A 15,609-nucleotide genomic window follows, 5' to 3' on the forward strand; every position below is an offset into this window, starting at 1 on the left:
GCGGGCGCCGTTTGCGCGCCGGCGAACCGCGCCGGCAAACCGATTACGCGCCGCGCAGCGACTTCAGCCGGTGCGAGAACTTCTGGCGGAATTTCGCGAGCTTCGGCCCGATCACGACCGAGCAGTAGCCCTGCCCCGGATTGCGCGCGTAATAGTTCTGGTGATAGTCCTCGGCCGGCCAGTAGTTGTCGTCGAGCGGCACGACCTGCGTGACGATCGGCTGCCCGAACACCTGCTCGCGCTCCAGTTCGCGGATCACGTCGAGCGCGACGTCGCGCTGCGCGTCCGAATGCGTGAACACGACCGAACGGTATTGCGTGCCGACGTCGTTGCCCTGACGGTTCAGCTGGGTCGGATCGTGCGTCGCGAAGAAGATCTCGAGGATCTCGCGATAACCGATGCGCGCCGGATCGAACGTCACGTTCACGACCTCCGCGTGACCGGTATCGCCGTCGCATACGTCGCGATAGCCGGGATTGCGCGTATGGCCGCCTGCATAGCCCGACTGGACGGCCGTCACGCCGTCGACGTCGAGAAACACGGCCTCCGTACACCAGAAACACCCGCCGCCAACAGTCGCGGTTTCAAGCATCTCGTTCACCATGAAATCATTACCTCGTTGATGACGACGGCCGGCACGCGGGCGCGCGCCGGTGTCGCCGGTCCTTATCTCCGCTGCCCGGCTGCGGCCCGGTTGCCCGATGCGCAGCGGCAGCGTTCAAGTATCTCACTCGTGCGCGAATCCGGCAGAACCGCAAGCGTGCCGCGCACCACCGGCCGCGCGTTTCTCGTCTACACTTAGGCACGCTTCGCCGTGACGGCACACCGTCCGGCTGCGCACAGCGTCCGATGCATGCCCGTCCTGATGCCAACATCATCCGCCGGAACATCGATATGCACGCCTCAGCAGAATTCGCCCGCATCGCGGGCCCGACCGCCGGCGCTTTCACCGCGCCCGCTCCCTCGCGCCGCCGTGCGCCCGTTGCGCTGCGTGCGCGGCGATCCGGCGCACAACGTTTCCCTCCTTTCCCGACCTGATGCACCGCGCCGCACGTCCTCCAATCGCGCGAGGCCGCCAGTGCGTTCCCGTCACGCAACCCGTTCGACCCGCACGTTCGCAGCGAACGTCCGTGCGCCCGTGATCCGATACGACCGAAAGAGGCACTACGATGAGCATGCGGCCTGACCCGACATTTCACGCTTCGCCGGAGCTTGCGATGCAGGCGCCGGCGGAGGAATTTGCCTATACGTTGTTGCTGAGCCCCGATTTTTCCAGACCCGACGCGCTCGCCGTGATCGACGTGAAACCCGGCTCGGCGACCTACGGCAAGATCGTGCACACGGTGACGATGCCGAACACCGGCGACGAATTCCACCACTTCGGCTGGAATGCGTGTTCGTCGTCGCTGTCGCCGCTGACCGGCCATGCGTTCCTCGAGCGCCGCTTCCTGATCATCCCGGGCCTGCGTTCGTCGCGGATCTACGTGATCGACACGAAGCCGCACCCGACGCAGGCGCGCATCCACAAGATCATCGAGCCCGAGGAGGTGCTCGCGAAGACCGGCTATTCGCGGCCGCACACGGTTCATTGCGGCCCCGAAGGCATTTACGTGAGCACGCTCGGCGGTGCGGGAAAGGACGGCACCGATGGCGCGCCCGGCATCTTCATCATGGATTGCGAGACTTTCGACGTGCTCGGCCGCTGGGAGATCGACCGTGGCCCGCAGGACAAGCATTACGACTTCTGGTGGAACCTGCCGCGCGACTACATGGTGTCGAGCGAATGGGCGCTGCCGCCGCAATTCGAGAACGGCATCGTGCCGGAAGACCTGCTCGCGAACCGCTACGGCCACCGGCTGCATTTCTGGGACCTGCGCGCGCGGCGCAACGTGCAGACGATCGATCTCGGCGCGCATCACCAGATGGCGCTCGAGGTGCGGCCCGCGCACGATCCGGTACGCGAATACGGTTTCGTCGGCGTCGTGGTCGACACGACCACTCTCGAAGGATCGATCTGGACCTGGTGGCGCGAGGACGGCCAGTTTCATGTGAAGAAGACCGCGACGATTCCGCCCGAACCGGCCGCGGCCGACGAATTGCCGCCGCTGCTCAAGGGTTTCGGCGCGGTGCCGCCGCTCGTGACCGACATCGACCTGTCGCTCGACGACCGCTTCCTGTACGTGTCGTGCTGGGGCACCGGCGAGATGCGCCAGTACGACGTGTCGGATCCGCATCACCCGGTGCTCGCGGGGTCGGTGCGTATCGGCGGGATCGTGCGCCGCGCGCCGCACACGAACGGCCGCGCGTTCGCCGGCGGCCCGCAGATGGTGGAAATCAGCCGCGACGGCCGCCGCGTGTACTGGACCAACTCGCTCTACTCGACGTGGGACGACCAGTTTTATCCGGACGGCGTGCCGGCCGCGCAGGTGCTCGCGCATGCGGGGCCGGACGGCGGGCTGACGCTCGCCGACGACTATTGGGTCGAGTTCCCCGACGGCTATCGCGCGCACCAGATCCGGCTCGAAGGCGGCGACTGCTCGACCGACTCGTTCTGCTATCCGTCGGTCAAGCGTTGAGCGCAGGCCTCTCCGCGCCGCTCGCGCTGTGGGCGGCCGTGCTCGCGAGCGGTGTCTATCACGGGCTCAATCCGGCGATGGGCTGGCCGCTCGCGGTGTCGAACGCGCTGATGACGCGCCGCGACGGCGCGCTCGTCGCCGCGCTCGGCTATCTCGCGCTCGGCCACGCGCTCGCGGTATTCATGGTGATGCTGCCGTTCGGGCTGCTTGCCGCGCTGCTTGCGTGGCAGTCGGCGATCCGGATCGGCGCGAGCGCGCTCGTGATCGGCTTCGGCGTGGTGCTGCTGATCCGGCGGCGGCATCCGCGTGCGCTCGCGCGGATTCCGCCCGCGCGGCTCGGCCTGTGGTCGTTTGCGGTTGCGCTCGCGCACGGTGCGGGGCTGATGCTGGTGCCGATTTACCTCGGGCTCTGCGGGCTCGACCGGGACGCCGGCCATCGCGCGGCGGCCACGCTCGTCGATGCGCATCTCGGGATGGCGCTTGTCGTCGCGGCCGTGCACGCGGCCGCGATGATCGGCGCAGGCGGCGTGCTCGCGTGGCTCGTGTACCGCTATCTCGGGCTGAAGTTCGTCGCGCGGAGCTGGTTCAATCTCGATGCGGTGTGGGCGTCCAGCCTGATCCTGACGGGTGCGCTGTCGCTCGGGCTGGCGGCGACGGCCTAGCGCCCGGCTCGGGGAGCGGCCTCGTGTGACGCGCAACGAAAAGCGCGAGAACGACCATTCCAGCATGGCGCCGGCGCCGCGCGACAGTGTTCGCTACCTCACGCTCGCCCCGCGATGCGCCGTCCGCACGGGTCCGGCGGTCGCGATTCCGCTAAAATCGGGCCATGCGCACCACTTCCCAACCGACCGCCCTGGCCTTGTCGCCTTTCGTCCGCCGCGCCCGTTGCATCCGCCGCGCGCCGCGCCCGTCCGTTTCGTTCCGGATGGCCGCCCGATGAACCACGCCACCCCGCCGGATTTCGACTCGGCCGCCTTTCGCCAGGCGCTCGGGCAGTTCGCGACCGGCGTCACGGTCATCACGACGCGTGCCCCGTCCGGGCAGCTGATCGGCATCACCGCAAGCTCGTTCAACTCGGTATCGCTCGACCCGCCGCTCGTGCTGTGGAGTCTCGCGCACAAATCGGCGTCGACCCCGGTGTTCCGCAACAACAGCCATTACGTGGTGAACGTGCTCGCGGCGTCGCAGCTCGACCTGTGCAAGCGCTTCTCGACCTACAAGGGCGACCGCTTCGAAGGGATCGCGCACGCGGCCGGCAACTCGGGCATGCCGGTGCTCGACGGCGCGCTCGCGTGGTTCGAATGCCATAACCGCAGCCGCTACGACGAAGGCGACCACGTGATCTTCGTCGGCGAAGTGGAACGCTGCGGCGTGCGGGCCGCGTCGGATGCCGCAGCGCCGCTCGTGTTCCACGGCGGCGGCTTCCACGGCCTCACACCGCTTTGATCGCCCCCATGCGCGCCAGCCCGACCGGCGCGCCCGCTTCGTCCTTCAGCGTCTGCAGCACGATGTTCGAACGGATGTCCATCACGCCCGGCGCCTTGTAGAGCCGGTTCAGCACGAAATCCGAGTAGTGCTTGAGGTTGTGCGCGAGCACCCGCAGCAGATAGTGGCTCTCGCCCGTCACGACGAACGCGCCGACCACCTCCGGCCATTCGCGCAGCGCTTCCGCGAAGCGCTCGTGCCATTGATTCTCTTCGTTGCGCATCGACACCTGCACGAACGCCTCGAGCTCAAAGCCGAGCTTCTCGCGGCTCAGGCACGCGCGATAGTGCTCGATCACGCCCTGCTCCTCGAGCAGGCGCATCCGGCGCAGACAGGCGGACGGCGAAAGCGAGATCCGTTCCGCCAGGTCGAGATTGCTGATTCTGCCCTCCTCCTGCAGTACCGCCAGAATCCGGCAGTCGGTGGCATCGAGCGTGATCGCGTGCATTTTTGGTCCCCGTTTTCCCTCTGAGTCGAATTATCTGCCAATCGGGCGGATTGTCCATGTTTATTTCGCAAGCACTTTCTGCGAGCGTCCACCTATCATTCGAAGCATCGATTCACCGCTTCGTCATGCCATGGACACACTCTGGGACATCTCGCCGCCCGTCAGCCCCGCCACCCCCGTGTGGCCGGGCGACACGCCGGTTTCGGTCGAACGCGTCTGGCGGATGGAGGCCGGCTCGCCGGTCAACGTCGCGCGTCTGACGCTGTCGCCGCACACGGGCGCGCACTGCGACGCGCCGCTCCACTACGACGCCGACGGCGCACCGATCGGCGCGGTGCCGCTCGACACCTATCTCGGCCCGTGCCGCGTGATCCACTGCATCGGCGCGTCGCCGGTCGTGCGCCCGGCCGACATCGACGCCGCGCTGGACGGCGTGCCGCCGCGCGTGCTGCTGCGCACCTATGCGCGCGCCAGTGTCGAGCAATGGGACAGCGGCTTCTGCGCGGTCGCGCCCGAAACCGTCGACCTGCTCGCCGCGCGCGGCGTGAAGCTGATCGGCATCGACACGCCGTCGCTCGACCCGCAGGAATCGAAGACCATGGATGCGCATCACCGCGTGCGCGCGCATCGGATGGCGATCCTCGAAGGGATCGTGCTCGACGACGTGCCGCCCGGCGACTACGAACTGATCGCGCTGCCGCTGAAGTTCGCGACGCTCGACGCGAGCCCCGTGCGTGCGGTGCTGCGCGCGCTGCCCGGCCGATCCTCCTGATTCACCGAACCACTGACCCGAGAACCACTGACCCGACATCATGATCAAGACCCGTGAAGACGCGCTCGCCCTCGACCGCGACGACCCGCTCGCCCCGCTGCGCGACCAGTTCGCGCTGCCCGACGGCGTGATCTATCTCGACGGCAACTCGCTCGGCGCGCAGCCGCGCGCGTCGGCCGCCCGCGCGCAACAGGTGATCGGCGCCGAATGGGGCGAAGGCCTGATCCGCTGCTGGAACACCGCCGGCTGGTTCGCGCTGCCGCGCCGCCTCGGCGACAAGCTCGCAACGCTGATCGGCGGTGCCCCCGGCGAGACCGTCGTGACCGACACCATCTCGATCAACCTGTTCAAGCTGCTGTCGGCGATGCTGCGCCATCAGGCCGAGCGCGCGCCGGAACGCCGCGTGATCGTGTCGGAGCGCTCGAACTTCCCGACCGACCTGTACATCGCGCAAGGGCTGATCGAACAGCTCGGCGGCGGCTATGAACTGCGCCTGATCGACGATCCGGCAGACCTGCCCGACGCACTCGGCGCGGACACGGCCGTCGCGATGATCACCCACGTGAACTACCGCACCGGCTACATGCACGACATGCCGGCCGTCACGCAGCTCGTGCACGACGCGGGCGCGCTGATGCTGTGGGATCTCGCGCATTCGGCCGGCGCGGTGCCGGTCGACCTGAACGGTGCGCGTGCGGACGGCGCGATCGGTTGCACGTACAAGTATCTGAACGGCGGCCCCGGTTCGCCGGCGTTCGTGTGGGTGCCGCACCGTCATCACGCGCACTTCTCGCAGCCGCTGTCGGGCTGGTGGGGCCATCGCGCGCCGTTCGCGATGCAGCCGGACTTCGCGCCCGATCCGGGCATCGCGCGCTTCCTCTGCGGCACGCAGCCGATGGTGTCGATGTCGATGGTCGAATGCGGACTCGACGTGTTCCTGCAGACCGACATGCACGCGATCCGCCGCAAGTCGCTCGCGCTGACCGATGCGTTCATCGCGCTCGTCGAGGCACGCTGCGCGGGCCTGTCGCTGAAGCTCGTCACGCCGCGCGCGCATCACCAGCGCGGCTCGCAGGCGAGCTTCGAGCATCCGCACGGCTACGAGGTGATGCAGGCGCTGATCGCGCGCGGCGTGATCGGCGACTACCGCGAGCCGTATGTGCTGCGCTTCGGCTTCACGCCGCTCTATACGCGCTTCGTCGACGTGTGGGATGCCGTCGAGACGCTGCGCGACATCCTGGCCACCGATGCGTGGAAAGCACCCGAGTTCGCCGAGCGCGGCGCGGTGACCTGACCGGCTTTTTGCCCGGCGCGCGCCGCGGTGACATGCGGATTGCGCGCCGCGCCCCCGTCATTCAATTCTGGAGAGAGTCGTGAATTCTGGTCATATGCAGCCACCCGGCGACGATGCGCCGGCGGGCTGCCCGTTCTCGGGCGCACGCGCGGCCCAACCGGCACACGAAGCACCGCACGTGCCGGGCGATGCCTCGGGCGAAGCCGGCTGGCACAACGCGCAGCTCGATTTCTCGAAGTCGATGAGCTACGGCGACTACCTGTCGCTGAATTCGATCCTCGACGCGCAGCATCCGCTGTCGCCCGATCACAACGAGATGCTGTTCATCATCCAGCATCAGACGAGCGAGCTGTGGATGAAGCTCGCGCTGTTCGAATTGCGCGGCGCGCTCGACGCGGTGCGCGGCGACGCGCTGCCGCCCGCGTTCAAGATGCTCGCGCGCGTGTCGCGCATTCTCGAGCAGCTCGTGCAGGCGTGGAGCGTGCTGTCGACGATGACGCCGTCCGAGTATTCGGCGATGCGGCCGTACCTCGGCCAGTCGTCGGGCTTCCAGTCGTATCAGTACCGGCAGCTCGAATTCCTGCTCGGCAACAAGAACGTGCAGATGCTGCAGCCGCATGCGCACCGGCCCGACATCCTCGAACAGGTGCGCGCGACGCTCGAGGCGCCGTCGTTCTATGACGAGGTCGTGCGCCTCCTCGCGCGGCGCGGTTTCCCGATCGCACCCGAGCGGCTCGAGCGCGACTGGACGCAGCCGATGCGGCACGACGAAACCGTCGAAGCCGCGTGGCTCGAGGTCTACCGTCACCCGCAGCAGCACTGGGAGCTCTACGAGATGGCCGAGGAGCTCGTCGATCTCGAGGACGCGTTCCGCCAGTGGCGCTTCCGTCACGTGACGACCGTCGAGCGCATCATCGGCTTCAAGCAGGGCACCGGCGGCACGAGCGGCGCGCCGTATCTGCGCAAGATGCTCGACGTCGTGCTGTTCCCCGAGCTCTGGCACGTGCGCACCACGCTGTAACGCGCTCGTGTGTCATGCGCCCGTGTGTCACGACGACGTGCGGGCCATTTTGTCCGGCGCACGCGCGCCGACACCGACGAGACTCCGACGTGCCGCTGGCGAGCGCATAGCCATTTCGTTGCGGCACCGCACAATCGTTCGACCGCAGACGTGCTGGCTTCCATACGCGCCGGCTCGCCCTTTTCGACATCGCGTCGAGACGCGTTCGGTCACACGCCGAAGCGTCTCGCCGTGGCACGCACGTCTGCCGCGTTCCGCGACCACCACCATGGGATCCTGCCGGCGCCGGCCGGCAAGCTGCTCGACGAACGCGTCGCGCTCACGCGCGAAGGTCGCTGACACCGCTCTCCCCTTCGCCACCCGCTTTCGCGCCGCCGCAGCGCACCATCGAAATGCCGTGTCCCCGCCTTGACTTTCGCTCGCCCGAATACGATCATTCGCTCACACAAAGAGCAAATGATCGTATTCGACAGGAAAGACTGGCACGAACAGGAGACACCGGATGAGCGAATCGTCCTCCGCCCGCGCGCCCGTGCTGCTGCACATCGGCGCGGGCTCGTTCCACCGCGCGCACCAGGCGTGGTATCTGCATCGCGTGAACGCGGCCGTGCCGGCCGACGAACGCTGGTCGCTGACCGTCGGCAACATCCGCGACGACATGCGCGCGACGATGGACGCGCTCGCCGCGCAGCACGGCGCGTACACGCTCGAAACGGTCACGCCGCAGGGCGAGCGCGCATACGAGACGGTCCGCGCGATCGCGCGCGTGCTGCCGTGGTCGATCGACCTCGCCGCGCTGATCGACGCCGGCGCCGACCCGGCCTGCCGGATCGTGTCGTTCACCGTGACCGAAGGCGGCTACTACCTCGACGAACACAACCGGCTCGACCTCGCGAACGCCGATCTCGCGGCCGACCTGCAGGGCGCGCGCACGACGCTGTACGGCGCGCTCGCGGCGCTGCTCGCCGAGCGCGTGAAGCGCGGCGCGGGCCCGCTCACGCTGCAGAGCTGCGACAACCTGCGCAACAACGGCGCGCGCTTTCGCGCGGGCATGCGCGAATTTCTCGAACGGCGCGGCGAGGACGGCCTGCTCGCGTGGTTCGATGCGAACGTCGCGACGCCGAGCGCGATGGTCGACCGCATCACGCCGCGCCCGACCGCCGACGTGCGCGAACGCGTGCGCGCGGCCACCGGCGTCGACGACGCATGCCCGGTGATGGGCGAATCGTTCATCCAGTGGGTGATCGAGGACCGCTTCGCGGCCGGCCGGCCGCGCTGGGAGCTGGCCGGCGCGGAGCTGGTCGACGACGTGCACCCGTACGAGGAAGCGAAGATCCGCATCCTCAACGCGACGCACAGCTGCATCGCGTGGGCCGGCACGCTCGCGGGCTACACGTACATCCACGAGGGCACGCACGACGCGGCGATCCGCCGGTTCGCGCACGACTACGTGACGCAGGACGTGATCCCGTGTCTCAGCCCGAGCCCGCTCGATCTCGAACGCTACCGCGACGTCGTGCTCGAACGCTTCGGCAACCCGTACGTGCTCGACACGAACCAGCGCGTCGCGGCCGACGGCTTCTCGAAGATTCCCGGCTTCATCGCGCCGACGCTCGCCGAATCGCTCACACGCGGCGCGGCGCCGGTCGCCACCGCCGTGTTGCCGGCGCTGTTCCTGCGCTTTCTCGAACGCTGGGCGCGCGGCTTGCTGCCGTATGCGTACCAGGACGGCGTGATGGACGACGGCGCCGCGCGCGCGATCGTCGAAGCCGACGACCCGGTCGTCGCGCTGTGCGCGAGCCGCGTGCTATGGGGCTCGCTCGCCGGCAACGCGGCGCTGTTCGACGCGCTGCGCGCCGGGCTCGCACGCGTCGACGCATGGCTCGCGCAGCGCTGACGCGCGACGGCCGACAGCCTAGCAACCGGCCGCCGCGAGCGGCCGCGCATCCGGGCGAACCTGCGTTGGCAGGTGCGCACGCGTGCGGCTAAAGTAGCGGCTCCTCACTGACGGAACGGATCGCTCATGTATCTCGGCATCGACCTCGGCACCTCGGAAGTGAAGGTGCTGCTGCTTGCCCCGGACGGCACGGTGGTCGGCACCGCGGGCACGCCGTTCAGCGTGTCGCGGCCGCACCCGCGCTGGGCGGAACAGCATCCGGACGACTGGTGGCGCGGCACGCTCGCCGCGCTCGCGGCGCTGCGCGAACGGCATCCGCACGCATTCGCGCAGGTGCGCGGGATCGGCCTGTCGGGCCAGATGCACGGCGCGGTGCTGCTCGGCCGCGACGACCGCGTGCTGCGCCCCGCGATCCTGTGGAACGACATGCGCAGCGCCGACGAATGCGCGCTGCTCACCGAACGCGCCCCCGATCTGCACGCGCTCGCCGGCAACCTGGCGATGCCCGGCTTCACCGCGCCAAAACTGCTGTGGGTCGCGAAGCACGAGCCCGACGTGTTCGCGGCGACCGCGTGCGTGCTGATGCCGAAGGACTACCTGCGTTTCCGTCTCACCGGCGCGAAGGTGTCCGACCCGTCCGACGCGGCCGGCACGCTGTGGCTCGACGTCGCGCGCCGCGACTGGTCCGACGCGCTGCTCGCCGCGTGCGACATGACGCGGGCGCAGATGCCGCGCATCGTCGAAGGCAACGCGCCGTCCGGCACGCTGCGCGCGGATCTCGCGCGCGAGCTCGGGCTGTCGGAGGCCGTCGTGGTGGCGGGCGGCGGCGGCGACAACGCGACCAGCGCGCTCGGCATCGGCGCGATCCACGCGGGCGACGGCTTCGTGTCGCTCGGCACGTCGGGCGTGCTGAGCGTGGTCGGCGACCGCTTCATGCCGAACTCCGCATCGGCCGTGCATGCGTTCTGCCACGCGATTCCCGATCGCTGGCAACTGATGAGCGTCGTGCTGTCGGCCGCGAGCTGCCTGCGCTGGGTCTGCAAGCTGACGGGCACGGACGAGCCGGCGCTGCTCGCCGAAATCGAGGCGCTCGACGCGGACGCGCTCGCGACGGCGCCGCTGTTCCTGCCGTACCTGTCCGGCGAACGCACGCCGCACAACGACCCTTATGCGCAGGGCGTGTTCTTCGGGATGACGCATGCGACCGAACGCGCGCACCTCGGCTACGCGGTGCTCGAAGGCGTGACGCTCGGCCTCGCGGACGGCCTCGACGCGCTGCATGCGGCCGGCGTCGAAACCGACCGCCTGTCGCTGATCGGCGGCGGCGCGCGCAGCGCGTTCTGGGCGCAGCTGATCGCCGATGCGCTGAACGTACGCACGTGCCAGCACGGCGGCGGCGAAACCGGTGCGGCGCTCGGCGCCGCGCGCCTGGGCTGGCTCGCCGTCGGCGGCGATCCGCATGCCGTGCTGACCAAGCCGCCGGTGCGCGCCGAATACGCGCCGGACGCCGGCCGTCATGCGCTGCTGCGCGAACGCCTCGACGCATTTCGCGCGCTGTATCGCCACGTGCGCCCGCTTTACGAACCGTCGCGCGCGCGGCTCGCGTAAGCGGCGACGCGCAGCGGCCGGCGGCCGCGCATCCGGCATGCGTTACAGTGGATGCCGTTGCGCCGCCCGACGGCCGACCCAGATCCGAACCGAACCGCTATCGTGTCCAAGTCCTCAGAAAAACTCGATCTCGCCACGCGCGCCGCGTGGCTCTACTACGTCGCGGGCGACACGCAGAACGAAATCGCCGAGAAGCTGCAGGTGTCGCGCCCGGTCGCGCAGCGCCTCGTCGCGTTCGCGGTCGAGAAGAACCTGATCCGCGTGCGCGTCGATCATCAGCTCGCCGATTGTCTCGACCTCGGCGCGCAGCTGTCGAAGCGCTACGGGCTCGCGATGTGCGAAGTCGTGCCCGTCGACGCCGACGCGCCCGAAGCGATCGACCGCAAGCTCGCGGTCGCCGGCGCGCAGGTGATGGAGCGCTATCTGAACGAGACGCGGCCGATGGTGATCGCCGTCAGCAGCGGCCGGACGCTGAAGGCCGCGGTCGCGCAGATCGCGCAGATCGAGCGGCCGCAGCACCGGCTCGTGTCGATGGTCGGCGCGATCGCGGCCGACGGCTCGTCGAACCGCTACGACGTCGCGCAGTACATCTCCGAGAAAACCGGCGGCAAGCACTTCCTGCTGCCCGCGCCGCTGTTCGCCGACAGCGACGCCGAGCGCGCGCAATGGTGCAATCACCGGCTGTACCGGATCGTCGATGCGCTGTCGGCGCAGGCCGATGTCGCGTTCGTCGGGATCGGCAACATCGGCCCGCACTGCCCGCTCTACGAGGACGGCTTCATCACCGAACAGGAACGCGACGAGATGACCGCGCTCGGCGCGGTGGCCGAACTGCTCGGCGTGCCGATCGATGCGCAGGGCAAGCTGGTCGACGTGTCGACCAGCGCGCGCGTGACGAGCGTCGCGCTCGACGCGCCGCCGAAGCGCCCGACGATCGCGTTCGCGGGCGGCCCGAAGAAGCGCGACGCCGTGATCGCCGCGCTGCGCGGCGGCTGGCTGTCGGGGCTCGTCACCGACGAGACCTGCGCGCGCGCGGCGCTCGAGGCGAAGGCGGCCTGACGCCGCCCAACGCTCACGCGGCCGCGCGCGGCGCCGGAAACGCGTGCCGGCGCGCGCGCCACGCACCGATCCACGCCGCCGCCAGCAGCGCGACGAGCACCCACGGAATCGCCCCCACACCCGTCGCGCCGAGCAGCATCCCGCCCGCGATGCCGCCGCCCGCGATCGCCAGATTCCACACCGTCACGAGCATCGACTGCGCGACATCGGCCGCGTCGCCCGCAGCGTTCGCGGCAGCCGTCTGGAACAGCGTCGGCGCGCCGCCGAACGCGAGCCCCCAGAGCGCGACGCCCGCATACACGATCGTCATGCCGGATCCTGCGCCGAGCATCGCCGCCGCAAGCGCGAACAGCGCGATGCTCGCGAGCGTCAGCCGCCGCTGCGCGGCGCCGATCCATGCGCCCGTCAGCGCAATGCCGACCAGCGACGCGACGCCGAAAACGAACAGCACCGCATCGACTTGCGCGCCCATCCGCACGCCCGCGAGGAACGGCGCGACGTACGTGTACAGCATGTTGTGCGCAAGCACGTACGCGAACATCACGACCAGCACCGGCCGCACGCCGGGCAGCGCGAACACGCGGCGCACCGGCGCGCGCGCGCCGGCCTGCTGCCCCGGAAAGTCGGGGACGCGCAGCCGGACCCAGCCGATCAGCGCGAGCGCCGCGACCGTGATGCCCGCGAACGCGACGCGCCAGCCGAACATCGCGCCGAGCGCGGTGCCGGCCGGAATGCCGATCGACATCGCGACCGGCGCGCCGAGCATCGCGACCGCGATCGCCCGGCCGCGCAACGACGCGTCGACCATCCGGCTCGCATAGCCGGCCAGCAGCGCCCACAGCAGCCCGGCCGACATGCCGGCGACGAAGCGCGCGGCGAGCGTGAGCGCGTAGTACGGCGACGCGGCCGTCAGCGCGTTCGACACGACGAACCCGGCGAGCGCCGCGAGCAGCAGCCGGCGTCTGCGCATCGCGCGCGTCGCGGCGACGAGCGGAATCGCCGCGACGATCGAGCCAAGCGCATAGACGGTCACGAGCTGGCCGATCAGCGCCTCGATCACGCGCAGGTCGACGCTCATCAACGGGAGGAGGCCGGCCGGCAACGCTTCGGTGAGGATCGTGATGAACCCGGCGGTCGCGAGCGCCAGCAGGTTCGCGACCGGCAAGCCTTCGCGCGCCGGCGTGGACAATCCGGACGCCGGGTCGGCGATGCGGTCGGACACGCGATCGGAAACGGCTACGCACTCGCTCATGTCGCGCTCCGTTCGTCGACGCCGTACACCGCATCGCGCACGTCGGCGACGAAACGCCCGTGCATCCCTTCGTACAACGTATTGGTCAGCGCGACGACCGTCAGCCCGGCCGCGCGATCGACGAACCACGCATGCCCGTATGCACCGCCCCAGCGCCACGTGCCGACCGACTCCGGCGACTGCGCGGCCGCCGGATCGTGCAGCACCGAAAAACCCAGCCCGAAGCCGAATCCCGGCGCGTCCGGCAGGTCGTGCGCGCCCGGCTGCACACGCGCCATCTCGTCGATCCAGCGGCGCGCGAGCCAGCCGTCGCGGCCGGTGCGCAACGTCTCGAGCAGCGTCAGGCAGTCGCGCGCGGTGCCGACCATCCCCGCCCCGCCCGACGGCCACGCGGCCGCGTCGAACGCGCGCGCCGGCGCGAAGCGGATGCCGACCGTGCCGTCGTACACCGGCGCGAGATCGTCGTCGGCCATCCGCCGCGGCGCGCCCGGCGTGCTCACGTACGGCGTCGCGAAGCGCGCCGCATCGCGTGAGAAGAACGCGGTGTCCGTCATCCCGAGCGGTGTCGTGACGAGCGCGGCCACGGCGTCGGCGAGTGGCCTGCCGTCAACCGCCTCGATCAGCGCGCCGACCACGTCGGTCGCGAGCGAGTAATCCCACGACGTGCCAGGCGCGAACCGCAGCGGAACGCCTGCGATGCGCCGCACGTTCTCCGCGAGCGACAGGTCCGCGCGGTCCATCCCGTCGGACACGCCGGCACGCGCATACGGGCCGTCGGCGTCGGCTTCGAGGAAGCGATAGCCGAGCCCGGCCGTATGCGACAGCAGATGACGCAACGTGATGTCGGCCGGCGTGCCGTCGGCCAGCGTCGGCCGGAACGCGGGTAGCCAGCGCGCGACCGGCTCGTCGAGTTCGATGCGTGCCGCCGCGACCAGCCGCATCGCGGCGGCCGTCACGATCGGCTTCGATACCGACGCGAGCCGGAACAGCGTGTCCTCCCGCATCGGCGTGCCGGCCTCGCGATCGGCGAGACCGGCCGCGCGCGCGTAGCGAAGCTCGCCGTCGCGGGCGACCAGCACGACCGCGCCGACCACGCGCGCGTCGGCCAGCGCGCGGTCGAGCGCGGCATCGAGGCGCTCGGGCAGCGCGGCGTCCGGTTCGGCGCGGCGAGCGGAGACAGGCAGGGATGACATGGCGTGACCTCGAAGAAAGAAGGAACGCCCATCGTAGGGAACCGGCGCAGGAAGAAAAACCGGGTTAGAGTTCCGGACACTCCGGACGTCGATGTCCGCAATCGGGAACCTGCATGGAAAATCTTGGCGGTTTCGTCGTGTTCGTCCAGGTCGCGGAAACGCGCAGTTTCGTCGCGGCCGGCCGCGCGCTCGGGTTGTCGGCGTCCGCGATCGGCAAGCGCATCGCGCGGCTCGAGGCCCGGCTGAACGTGCGGCTCTTCCACCGCAGCACACGCAGCATCACGCTGACCGCGGAAGGCACGCGCTTCCTGGAACGGTGTCGGCGCGTGATCGCCGAGATCGACGCTGCCGAGCAGGAACTGACGCACAGCGCCGAAGCGCCGCGCGGGCGCTTGCGCGTGAGCCTGCCGACGATCGGCACGCTGCTGCTGCCGCTGCTCGCCGATTTCATGGCCGCGTATCCGGAAATCGAACTCGACATCGATTTCAGCGACCGCCTCGTCGACGTCGTCGACGAAGGCTTCGATGCGGTGCTGCGCACCGGCCGGCCGACGGATTCGCGACTGTCGTCGCGGTTGCTCGGCCATTTCCGCCAGCACCTCGTCGCGTCGCCCGGCTATCTCGAACGGCACGGCGCGCCGCGCACGCCGGCCGATCTCGCTCGGCATCGCTGCCTGCACTACCGTTTCCCGAGCAGCGGCAAGCTCGAGACCTGGCCGTTGCGCGCATCGCGCTCGGGCACGCCGCCGGTGGTGCCCGTCTCGATGGTCAGCAACAACGCCGAGACCCGCCTGTGCTTCGCCCAGCGCGGGCTCGGCATCGCGTGCCTGCCCGAATTCTTCGTGCGCGACGCGCTCGACGGCGGCACGCTGCATGCAGTGCTCGACGAATACGTCGCGAGCCGCACGCCGATCTACGTCCTGTGGCCGTCAGGGCGCCATCCGACGCCGAAACTGCGCGCCTTCGTCGATTACATGGTCGAGCACCTGCGCATCTGACCGCGC

The 15,609-nt window shown here is 69.8% G+C and carries 14 protein-coding genes; 10 read left to right on the forward strand and 4 right to left on the reverse strand.

Annotated elements, in window-relative coordinates:
• Positions 1-43 precede the first annotated feature (43 nt).
• Positions 44-604 carry a peptide-methionine (S)-S-oxide reductase MsrA gene (gene msrA, locus WS87_RS14505; protein WP_059527848.1) on the reverse strand — a complete coding sequence of 187 codons (561 nt, stop codon included), beginning with the start codon at positions 602-604 and terminating at the stop codon, positions 44-46.
• Between the two features lie 565 nt (positions 605-1,169).
• On the opposite strand from msrA, the gene WS87_RS14510 reads away from it, so the two are divergent.
• The 3 genes from WS87_RS14510 to WS87_RS14520 all read left to right on the forward strand — a co-directional run bounded on the left by WS87_RS14510 (position 1,170) and on the right by WS87_RS14520 (position 4,022).
• On the forward strand, positions 1,170-2,576 hold the full coding sequence (locus WS87_RS14510) for a selenium-binding protein SBP56-related protein (RefSeq protein WP_059820319.1): 1,407 nt from the start codon (positions 1,170-1,172) through the stop codon (positions 2,574-2,576).
• The gene (locus tag WS87_RS14515) at positions 2,573-3,238 is read left to right on the forward strand and encodes a hypothetical protein (protein WP_059690586.1); all 666 of its coding nucleotides are present in this window, start codon (positions 2,573-2,575) and stop codon (positions 3,236-3,238) included. The genes WS87_RS14510 and WS87_RS14515 overlap by 4 nt, the downstream gene beginning before the upstream one ends.
• A gap of 274 nt (positions 3,239-3,512) precedes the next feature.
• Positions 3,513-4,022: a flavin reductase family protein gene (locus WS87_RS14520; RefSeq protein ID WP_059465659.1), complete on the forward strand. Its 510-nt coding sequence runs from the start codon at positions 3,513-3,515 to the stop codon at positions 4,020-4,022.
• On the opposite strand, the gene WS87_RS14525 is transcribed toward WS87_RS14520, so the two are convergent.
• The gene (locus WS87_RS14525) at positions 4,009-4,509 is read right to left on the reverse strand and encodes an Lrp/AsnC family transcriptional regulator (protein WP_044844460.1); all 501 of its coding nucleotides are present in this window, start codon (positions 4,507-4,509) and stop codon (positions 4,009-4,011) included. The two genes, WS87_RS14520 and WS87_RS14525, sit on opposite strands and share 14 nt — an antisense overlap.
• A gap of 130 nt (positions 4,510-4,639) precedes the next feature.
• Here WS87_RS14525 and kynB point away from each other — a divergent pair, with 130 nt between their 5' ends.
• From kynB to WS87_RS14560, 6 genes are all read left to right on the forward strand, one after another.
• The gene (gene kynB, locus WS87_RS14530; protein ID WP_059820320.1) at positions 4,640-5,281 is read left to right on the forward strand and encodes an arylformamidase; all 642 of its coding nucleotides are present in this window, start codon (positions 4,640-4,642) and stop codon (positions 5,279-5,281) included.
• Between the two features lie 40 nt (positions 5,282-5,321).
• Positions 5,322-6,575: a kynureninase gene (gene kynU, locus WS87_RS14535; protein WP_059820321.1), complete on the forward strand. Its 1,254-nt coding sequence runs from the start codon at positions 5,322-5,324 to the stop codon at positions 6,573-6,575.
• Positions 6,576-6,669: 94 nt separating this feature from the next.
• A complete protein-coding gene (gene kynA / locus WS87_RS14540; protein ID WP_059820322.1) occupies positions 6,670-7,596 on the forward strand; it encodes a tryptophan 2,3-dioxygenase in 927 nt (308 codons plus the stop codon).
• Between the two features lie 502 nt (positions 7,597-8,098).
• Positions 8,099-9,493 (forward strand): D-arabinitol 4-dehydrogenase, encoded by a 1,395-nt coding sequence (gene dalD / locus WS87_RS14550; RefSeq protein ID WP_059820323.1) that lies wholly within the window; start codon positions 8,099-8,101, stop codon positions 9,491-9,493.
• Between the two features lie 126 nt (positions 9,494-9,619).
• Positions 9,620-11,101 carry a xylulokinase gene (gene xylB, locus WS87_RS14555; RefSeq protein WP_059820324.1) on the forward strand — a complete coding sequence of 494 codons (1,482 nt, stop codon included), beginning with the start codon at positions 9,620-9,622 and terminating at the stop codon, positions 11,099-11,101.
• A gap of 51 nt (positions 11,102-11,152) precedes the next feature.
• Positions 11,153-12,160 carry a sugar-binding transcriptional regulator gene (locus tag WS87_RS14560; protein WP_175911239.1) on the forward strand — a complete coding sequence of 336 codons (1,008 nt, stop codon included), beginning with the start codon at positions 11,153-11,155 and terminating at the stop codon, positions 12,158-12,160.
• Positions 12,161-12,173: 13 nt separating this feature from the next.
• On the opposite strand, the gene WS87_RS14565 is transcribed toward WS87_RS14560, so the two are convergent.
• Positions 12,174-13,412, reverse strand: a complete 1,239-nt coding sequence (locus tag WS87_RS14565) for an MFS transporter (protein WP_059820325.1) — start codon at positions 13,410-13,412, stop codon at positions 12,174-12,176.
• Positions 13,409-14,605, reverse strand: coding sequence for a serine hydrolase domain-containing protein (locus WS87_RS14570; RefSeq protein ID WP_059820326.1), 1,197 nt, complete (start codon positions 14,603-14,605; stop codon positions 13,409-13,411). Before WS87_RS14570 ends, WS87_RS14565 begins: the two co-directional genes overlap by 4 nt.
• A 113-nt stretch (positions 14,606-14,718) precedes the next feature.
• Here WS87_RS14570 and WS87_RS14575 point away from each other — a divergent pair, with 113 nt between their 5' ends.
• Positions 14,719-15,603, forward strand: a complete 885-nt coding sequence (locus tag WS87_RS14575) for a LysR family transcriptional regulator (protein ID WP_059820327.1) — start codon at positions 14,719-14,721, stop codon at positions 15,601-15,603.
• The last annotated feature ends 6 nt before the right edge of the window (positions 15,604-15,609 follow it).

Source organism: Burkholderia sp. MSMB0856 (assembly GCF_001524645.2).
Taxonomy (GTDB): Bacteria; Pseudomonadota; Gammaproteobacteria; order Burkholderiales; family Burkholderiaceae; genus Burkholderia; species Burkholderia diffusa.